Source organism: Merdimmobilis hominis (genome assembly GCF_016901855.1).
Taxonomy (GTDB): Bacteria; Bacillota; Clostridia; order Oscillospirales; family Ruminococcaceae; genus Paludihabitans.
This window is the reverse complement of record NZ_JACJKY010000039.1, coordinates 1-7,462: the sequence shown is the minus strand read 5'-3', so window position 1 is coordinate 7,462 and position 7,462 is coordinate 1. Positions and strand designations below refer to the sequence as shown.

Sequence of the window (7,462 nt, the reverse complement as noted above, 5' to 3'; positions counted from 1 at the left end):
GCAAAAGCGAATTGCTCTTATTTGGTGGGAGATGATGGATTCGAACCATCGAAGCTGAAAAGCAACAGATTTACAGTCTGCCCCCTTTGGCCGCTCGGGAAATCTCCCACATATAAAACACAAAAGTGGAGCTGGTGGACGGACTCGAACCCCCGACCTGCTGATTACAAATCAGCTGCTCTACCAACTGAGCTACACCAGCACGTTTCGTGCTTGATTATTATAGCACATCATTTATCAAAAAGTCAACCCCTAATTTTCGATTTTTTTAAATTTTAAACGCCTTTTCTCCCTTTATATAAAAGACCCGCGTGCATCAAACAATGCACGCGGGTCTTCTCTGATTACAGTATATCAATATATTCGCCGGCCAGCGCCTTGTTCATGCTCCGCACGGCACAGAATTTTCCGCACATACTGCATGTATCGCTGTGATCGTCCTCCGGCTTTCTGCTGTCACGAATCTGTTTCGCTGTTTCGGGATCAAGCGCACAGGCAAACTGCTTGTCCCAGTCAAGATTCCGTCTTGCATCGGCCATTTTGTCGTCAATTTCTCTTGCGCCGGGAATGCCTTTTGCAATATCTGCGGCATGCGCTGCAATTTTCGACGCGATAATGCCCTGTTTTACATCGTCCACATTCGGAAGCGCCAAATGCTCCGCCGGTGTGACATAGCACAAGAATGCTGCACCGTTCATCGCAGCTACCGCACCGCCGATTGCCGCAGTAATATGATCATATCCCGGTGCAATATCGGTTACAAGCGGCCCCAGCACATAAAACGGTGCGCCCATGCAGATTGTCTGCTGCACTTTCATATTGGCTGCAACCTGATCGAGCGGCACATGTCCCGGTCCTTCCACCATCACCTGCACATTGTGCGCCCATGCCCGCTTTGTTAATTCACCGAGCCGCACAAGCTCCTCAATCTGACACACATCGGTTGCATCCGCTAAGCAGCCCGGACGGCATGCATCACCGAGCGAAATGGTGACGTCGTGCGCTTCACAAATGTCAAGAATCTCATCAAAATATTCATAAAACGGGTTTTCCTGTCCCGTCATGCTCATCCACGCAAACACCAAACTGCCGCCGCGGCTGACAATATTCATTTTCCGCTTATGCTGTTTGATCTGTTCAATCGTCTTTTTCGTAATCCCGCAGTGCAGTGTCACAAAATCCACGCCGTCCTCTGCATGAAGCCGCACCACATCGATAAAATCCTGTGCGGTAAGTGTACTCAAGTCGCGCTGATAGTGAATCACGCTGTCATAAACCGGCACGGTGCCGATCATAGCGGGACACTCGCTTGTGAGCTTTCTGCGAAACGGCTGTGTATCTCCGTGGCTTGAAAGATCCATGATCGACTCTGCGCCCAGCGAAACGGCGCTCATCACCTTCTGCATTTCAATGTCATAATCCTTGCAGTCTCTCGATACGCCGAGGTTTACATTGATTTTGGTACGCAGCATACTGCCCACGCCCTCAGGGTCCAAGCAGGTGTGATGCTTATTTGCACAGATTGCGACCTTTCCCTGTGCCACAAGTGCCATAAGCTCTTCCACCGGCATGTGTTCTTTTTTTGCCACTGTTTCAATCTGCGGTGTAACAATTCCTTTTCTCGCTGCATCCATCTGTGTTGTGTACTGCATCATTGTGTTCTTCCTCCTTATTCATTGCATGAAAGCAAATATGCGTGATTCATCGGACCGCTGCCATGCCCTAAATCGAGCATATCAGCCAATGCACCCGACAGATATTCCTTTGCACGGCGAATCGCTTCGTCAAGCGGCGCACCTTTTGCCAAGTTTGCCGCAATGGCACTCGACAGCGTACATCCTGTCCCGTGTGTATTCGGATTGTCGATGCGTTTTCCCTCAAACCATCTAAGCGTGCCGTCCGGTGTACACAGCAAATCGTTTGCATCGTTTAAGCTGTGGCCGCCTTTGCACAACACTGCACAGCGATACTGCGCGCAGATTTGTTTCGATGCCGTTTCCATGTCCTGTTTTGTTTCGATTTTCATTCCGGAAAGCACCTCTGCTTCAGGAATGTTTGGCGTGACAACACGCGCAATCGGCAAAAGCTTCTCTTTGAGCGCCGAAACGGCCGCAGGATCAATCAGTCTTGCGCCGCTCGTTGCAATCATCACAGGGTCCACCACAATGTTGACCGCATGATGTGCGCAGAGCCGCTTTGCAATCGTTTCAATCAGTTCCGCTGAAGAAACCATCCCGATTTTCACCGCATCCGGACGGATATCTTCAAATACGGCGTCAATTTGTTTTGCTAAAAATTCAGCCGGCACATTCAAAATGGCCGTCACGCCGGTTGTGTTCTGTGCAGTGAGCGCAGTGACTGCGCTCATCGCATAAACACCATTCATCGTCATCGTTTTCAAATCTGCTTGAATCCCGGCGCCTCCGCTGGAATCGCTTCCAGCGATTGATAATGCTGTTTTCATCTCGTTTTCTCCTTTTTTCGCATTATTTTTGTATAGCGACAAAAGGTGGTGCCCCCAATCTGCCGCTTTCTTCTTTTAAAAAGTACTTGTCACCTGCTCGGCTGCACGAAGAAGGTTACGGGATGCCGCTTCAATATCCGCTTTCGAAAAAATGGCGGATACCACTGCAACACCTGCAATCGGCGCGCCCTTGAGTGAATCAATATTTGTTTCGTCAATTCCGCCGATTGCAACCGCAGGAATCGACACGGCACTGCAAATCTCACAGAGCTGTTTTTCCGTAATGCGAATCGCATTCTTTTTGGTCGGCGAGCCAAACACAGCGCCGACGCCCAAATAATCTGCGCCCTGTGATTGTGCACGTTTTGCCTGCTCGACCGTTTTGGCTGTCGCGCCGATGATAAAATCCTTGCCGGCAATCTGCCGGATCGTTTCCACCGGCTCATCCTCGGCGCCTACATGAATTCCGTCGGCGCCGCTTTTGAGCGCAACAGACAGCCGGTCATTGATAATCAGCGGCACACCGTACCGATGACACAGCGCTTTCATTTGAATCGCTTCTTCTAAAAAAGCATCGTCGTTCTGCTCCTTTTCCCGGAGCTGAACCATCGTGACGCCGCCCTTTAACGCACATTCCACCTGCTCATACAGTGACTGCCTCCCCGTCCACGAACGGTCGGTCACTGCATATAAAAGCAGCTGTTCGCGTATGCTTTTCATTCTTCTTCCCCCGCTTTCAACAACGTGCGCACATAGTCGTTCACCTGTTCGCACTGCATCAGACTGCTCATCAGACATGCGCCCTGCGCACCGGCTTGCTGCAGCGCGCCAATACGTGCATCACTGATCCCGCCGATGGCAAACACCGGCACAGAAACGGCGCGGCACACGTCTTTTAAACAGTCGATTCCCCGCGGCGGGACGCCTTTTTTGCAGTCGGTTGCAAACACATGGCCAAATGTCAGATACGTACAGCCAAGACGCTGTGCCTCTTTTGCATCTTCGACGCTGTGACACGATGCGCCGATGATGCGAAACTGCGATTTTTGTGCATCGGTGAGCGTTCTAAGAACCGGAAGCGGCAGATGAATCGCCTCTGCATGAAGCGAAATTGCCGGATCGACAAACGAATGCAGAATACATAGAATATCATGCGCACGGCAAATCCGCATCACCTCTGATGCCAGTGTTTCATATTCCTGCGCCGTCATTTCCTTTTCGCGCAGAATGATGCCGTCAATCCCGCTTGCGGTAACCGCTTCGATCCGGTCTAAAAACGGTTCCCTGCAAAGCGCACGGTTTGTCACACATAAAAGCTTAAACATACAGATAATCGTTCAGCACGGGCTGCAGTCCCTCGTCTTCCATGTCATGATACATGGTATCAAAGCTGCGGCTGTCGCTGATTTCAAACTGCTCGTCGCCCTCGCTGCCGTCCGATTCCTTTCCGGTGTATTTGCTCTCGTGATCGCCGATTCCTGTGGAAACGCCGGCCGAGACTTTGGTTGCCGCAATTTTCACGATGCCGTTGCGGAATGACGCACTCTCACGGGACGAAACCGTGATGCCCACAAACGGAAGAAAGATGCGGTATGCGCACAGCACCTGACAAAGCTGTTTTTCTCCCACATCGAGCGGGTTGATTTTGTCGTTGTTGATGATCGGCCGCAGCCGCGGACACGAAAGCGACATCTCCGCCGACGGATATTTCCGCTGTAAATAATACACATGCAAGGCACTCGCCAGCGCATCCTTTCGAAAATTTGAAAGGCCAAGCAGTGCAGAAAATCCGACGCCGCGCATACCGCCCATCAGCGCACGCTCCTGTGCATCAAACCGATACGGCCAAACCCGCTTGTGTCCCATCAAATGAAGCGTTTCGTATTTATCGCTGTCATATGTCTCCTGAAATACTGTGACATAATCGGCGCCGCATTCATGCAGATAGCGGTATTCATCCGTATTGACCGGATAAATCTCAAGTCCCACCATGCGAAAATACTTGCGCGCGAGCTTACATGCCTCACCGATATAGTGCACATCGCTCTGCGAACGGCTTTCGCCCGTCAGAATGAGAACCTCCTCCATGCCGCTTTCGGCAATGACCTGCATTTCATGCTCGATCTGTTCATAGGAAAGCTTCATGCGGTTGATGTGGTTATAGCAGTTAAATCCGCAGTACACGCAGTAATTCTCGCAGTAATTTGCAATGTAAAGCGGTGTGAACAAATAGACGCTGTTGCCGAAATGCTTTCTTGTTTCAAGGCGTGCTTTCTGTGCCATCTCTTCAAGAAACGGCTCTGCCGCAGACGACAGCAGTGCTTTAAAATCCTCAATCGAACACGTTTCATGCTGGAGTGCCGCTTTGACATCGGCGGCGGTATACGCTGCATCGTCAAATGTGTTCATCTGTGCAAGCACTTTTTGACAGATATCCGAGTCGATCTGCTCCATATCCGGAAGGTATTCCATATGGTTTTTGCGAAACGACGGATCTGTTTCCAGGCGGTGCTTTTTGGCGAGCGCTTCTTTTGACAAAAATGTGGAATCGACAAAAAACTGATTTTCCATACTCGACCCTCTCAATCGTGCAAAAATCCGGTCAGCGGGTCCGATGCGCTTGCGCCTCTGACGAGCACGCGTCCAAGTCCGGACAAATATGCGCTTCTTCCTGCCTCGATCGCTTTGCGGAATGCAGAAGCCATCAGTGTCAGATCTCCTGCGGTTGCAAGCGCGGTATTCGCCATGATTGCCGCAGCACCCATTTCCATTGCCTCGCACGCCTGCGACGGACGTCCGATTCCGGCGTCTACGATGATCGGAAGATCGATTTCATCAATCAGAATCTGAATAAACGAACGGGTTGCCAGTCCGTTGTTTGAACCGATGGGCGCCGCCAGCGGCATGATCGATGCGGCGCCGGCGTTTACCAAATCACGCGCCACGTTCAAATCCGGATACATATACGGCATGACGATGAATCCTTCGTTTGCAAGCACTTCTGTTGCCTTGATCGTTTCGGCATTGTCCGGCAGCAAATATTTGGTATCGCGCATGATCTCGACTTTGACAAAATCACCGCAGCCAAGCTCCCGCGCCAGTCTTGCGATGCGGATTGCCTCCTGCGCGTTTCTTGCACCCGATGTGTTCGGCAGAAGTGTCACGCCTTTTGGAATATAGTCCAAAATATTTTCCTGTTCTTTTGTATTGGCACGCCGAACGGCCAGTGTAATCATCTGCGCACCCGCATCTTTTACTGCCGCTTCAATCAAGCGGAGCGAATATTTTCCCGAGCCCAAAATGAATCGTGAGTCAAATGTATGCCCGCCAATTACGAGCGGATCATTGTTTTGCATGATAAAGCCTTCTTTCTGTTAAACATCAAACTGTCCTGCAAGGATGCGCAGCACTGCCTGCGCCTGATGCGCCGCACACAGCATCACCCGCGGACAAACGAGTCCGATATCGTCCGCAACATCGCTGACACCGTCCCCGCAAAGATAAAATCGTTTCGTAATTCTGCGCGTTTTTATGCTGTTGGCGCCCGACAAGCCTGCCATTCCCGAAGCAGCAACGATATATTTCTCCGGGAATGTTTCGAGCACCGTGTCCACCAGCATACTTTTTTCGTCCGGCTGATCGAATGCTTCGCATATGACATCCGCATCCCGAACCAGTGCCGGGATATTCTCCCGTGTCAGACGAACGGCATGTGGAATCGTCACAACATACGGTGCAGCCTCACGAATCCCGTCTGCGAGTGCGGCTGCTTTTGGTTGTCCGAGCTGCGAAACGCCGTATTGCTGACGATTCAAATTCGACAGATCCACCGTGTCAAAATCAATCAGAATAAGCGTTCCGACGCCGGCACGCGCCAGTGCATACGCGATGTGCGAGCCAAGTCCGCCCAGTCCGCAGACTGCCACAGTGGATTTTTGAAAAGTCTGCTGAAGCGGTACGCCGATGCGCGCCTGCAGTGCCGCAGTCATTTCTTCTTTTGTAGGAATCTGATTCATACTTAACCGCCTCCCACAAAGCGGACTATTTCGACTGTATCACCGTCGCACAGGGTGGCGGTATCATACTGCGATTTCGGCACAATCTCACCGTTTTTTTCGACAGCGATGCGTGTAGAATCATACTGATTTTCTGCAAGATAGGAAGCAATCGTCATGCCGCAAACATCTTCGTCTGTTCCGTTGATGCGTACCATCTAAAACCCTCCTGACTGTAAAAAACGAAAACAAAAACAGGAGGCATCCGAATGATGCCTCCTGTAAAACGCGTATGTAAACGGCTTCCTACGGCGGCATTATCCGCATCAGGTTAAAGGGTCGAAGTTGATGACTTCCTCTCAGCCTGCCAATACAAGCTCCCCTGTGTTTTGTTTTTTTCTATTATACGCTCTTTCATTGATAATTGCAAGCAAGATACGCTTGTGAATCGCCCACCGCAGGTGCGGGATAAGCCCGTTTAACTCTTTCATCCTCGGCGCGGGTGTCACTTTTCAAAAGCAAAACAAAACCCATCGTGCGCGAATCGCCCACCGCAGGTGCGGGCTAAGCCCGTTTGACTCTTTCATCCCCGACGCGGGTGTCACTTTTCAAAAGCAAAGCGAAACACTTCGAGCGCGGGTTGCCCACCGCAGGTGCGGGATAAGCCCGTTTGACTCTTTCATCCTCCCCGACGCGGGTGTCACTTTTCAAAAGCAAAATTAAACCTATCGTGCGCGGGTTGCCCACCGCAGGTGCGGGATAAGCCCGTTTGACTCTTTCATCCCCGACGCGGGCATTGCTTTTCAAAAGCAAAGCGAAACACTTCGTGCGCGAGTTGCCCACCGCAGGTGCACTGGACTGTTTTCTTACACCGCTCCTATCGAATCCATCTACAAAAAAATAAGAGCAATCCGCAAAAGCGAATTGCTCTTATTTGGTGGGAGATGATGGATTCGAACCATCGAAGCTGAAAAGCAACAGATTTACAGTCTGCCCCCTTTGG

Annotated in this window: 8 protein-coding genes, 2 tRNA genes and 1 riboswitch; all 10 genes read right to left on the bottom strand. The window is 51.0% G+C overall.

Going from position 1 to position 7,462, the window contains the following annotated elements; all coding sequences use genetic code 11:
* Positions 1-22: 22 nt before the first annotated feature.
* The 10 genes from H6A12_RS12705 to thiS all read right to left on the bottom strand — a co-directional run bounded on the left by H6A12_RS12705 (position 23) and on the right by thiS (position 6,677).
* Positions 23-108, bottom strand: a tRNA-Tyr gene (locus tag H6A12_RS12705).
* A gap of 18 nt (positions 109-126) precedes the next feature.
* Positions 127-202: transfer RNA gene (locus H6A12_RS12700), tRNA-Thr, on the bottom strand.
* A gap of 142 nt (positions 203-344) precedes the next feature.
* Positions 345-1,655 carry a phosphomethylpyrimidine synthase ThiC gene (gene thiC, locus H6A12_RS12695; protein ID WP_204448394.1) on the bottom strand — a complete coding sequence of 437 codons (1,311 nt, stop codon included), beginning with the start codon at positions 1,653-1,655 and terminating at the stop codon, positions 345-347.
* A gap of 14 nt (positions 1,656-1,669) precedes the next feature.
* Positions 1,670-2,464, bottom strand: coding sequence for a bifunctional hydroxymethylpyrimidine kinase/phosphomethylpyrimidine kinase (gene thiD / locus H6A12_RS12690; RefSeq protein WP_204448393.1), 795 nt, complete (start codon positions 2,462-2,464; stop codon positions 1,670-1,672).
* 75 nt (positions 2,465-2,539) lie between these two features.
* Positions 2,540-3,184, bottom strand: coding sequence for a thiamine phosphate synthase (gene thiE, locus H6A12_RS12685; RefSeq protein ID WP_204448392.1), 645 nt, complete (start codon positions 3,182-3,184; stop codon positions 2,540-2,542).
* Positions 3,181-3,789, bottom strand: a complete 609-nt coding sequence (locus tag H6A12_RS12680) for a thiamine phosphate synthase (protein ID WP_204448391.1) — start codon at positions 3,787-3,789, stop codon at positions 3,181-3,183. The genes thiE and H6A12_RS12680 overlap by 4 nt, the downstream gene beginning before the upstream one ends.
* The gene (thiH, locus tag H6A12_RS12675; protein WP_204448390.1) at positions 3,782-5,035 is read right to left on the bottom strand and encodes a 2-iminoacetate synthase ThiH; all 1,254 of its coding nucleotides are present in this window, start codon (positions 5,033-5,035) and stop codon (positions 3,782-3,784) included. Before thiH ends, H6A12_RS12680 begins: the two co-directional genes overlap by 8 nt.
* Positions 5,036-5,046: 11 nt before the next feature.
* Positions 5,047-5,820, bottom strand: coding sequence for a thiazole synthase (locus tag H6A12_RS12670; RefSeq protein WP_204448389.1), 774 nt, complete (start codon positions 5,818-5,820; stop codon positions 5,047-5,049).
* Positions 5,821-5,838: 18 nt separating this feature from the next.
* Complete coding sequence (thiF, locus tag H6A12_RS12665) at positions 5,839-6,480, bottom strand: thiamine biosynthesis protein ThiF (protein WP_204448388.1); 642 nt, start codon at positions 6,478-6,480, stop codon at positions 5,839-5,841.
* A gap of 2 nt (positions 6,481-6,482) precedes the next feature.
* Entirely contained in the window at positions 6,483-6,677 is a 195-nt protein-coding gene (gene thiS, locus H6A12_RS12660) for a sulfur carrier protein ThiS (RefSeq protein WP_204448387.1), read from the bottom strand.
* A 67-nt stretch (positions 6,678-6,744) separates the two neighbouring features.
* Positions 6,745-6,853, bottom strand: a riboswitch (TPP riboswitch).
* Positions 6,854-7,462: the final 609 nt, after the last annotated feature.